The following is an 809-nucleotide window of genomic DNA, read 5'->3' as shown; positions in this document are numbered from 1 at the left end:
GTATTGGCGATCGGCTTGCCGATCGAATGAACTACCTCGCCGGATGACGGCTCAAGCTCGCCGGAGGTCGCGACGACCGTGGTTTCGGTCGGGCCGTAGTTGTTGACGATGCGCAGCGACGGCGGCAACCCGGCGGGCAGGGTCGTGATGCGATCGCCGCCGATCAGCAGCGACTTCAGCCCGTGCGGCAGGCCCGACTGCATCGCGAGCAGCGCCAGCGGCGTGACGAGGAACGCACAGTCCATCGACTGCCGGCGCCACCACGCGAGCAACGCTGCGGCATCGGACGCCAGCCCCGCCGGGGGCAGCAGAAGCGCGGCGCCGGCGCAGAGCGCGGGCCAGAGTTCCCACACGCTGGCGTCGAAGGCCAGGCTGGCGGTGGCCGGCACGCGGGAACCGGCGCGCAGCTCGAACCGTGCGATATGCCACGTCACGAGATTGGCGAGTTGCCGATGCTCGACCATGACACCCTTGGGCGTACCGGTGGAGCCGGACGTATAGATGACATAGGCAAGATGACGCGACGTCAGTCCGCGCGCGAGCGGTGGGAGATTGTCCGGCGAGTGCGCGCCCCACGGCGGCGAGACCACACTGATATCGACAAGCGCGGGCGTGGCCAAAGACACATCGGCGAGCGCCTTGTGTCCGACCGGATCGACGAGAACGACCGTCGGCGTGGCGTCGTCGAGGATATGGGCAAGCCGCGCACCGGAGTAAGCGGGATCGATCGGCAGGTAAGCGCCGCCGGCCTTGAACACGGCGAGCAGCGCGACGACCATCGCGACGCTGCGCTCGGCGCACACGGCAAC

Annotated in this window: 1 protein-coding gene; it reads right to left on the bottom strand. The window is 68.7% G+C overall.

Annotated elements, in window-relative coordinates:
* A partial coding sequence (locus BLA15945_RS37525) for an AMP-binding protein (RefSeq protein WP_174994768.1) occupies nt 1-809 on the bottom strand: 809 nt, incomplete at both ends.

Source organism: Burkholderia arboris (assembly GCF_902499125.1).
GTDB lineage: Bacteria > Pseudomonadota > Gammaproteobacteria > Burkholderiales > Burkholderiaceae > Burkholderia > Burkholderia arboris.
The sequence above is the reverse complement of the archived record's forward strand: the minus strand, read 5'-3'. Positions and strand labels throughout refer to the sequence as shown.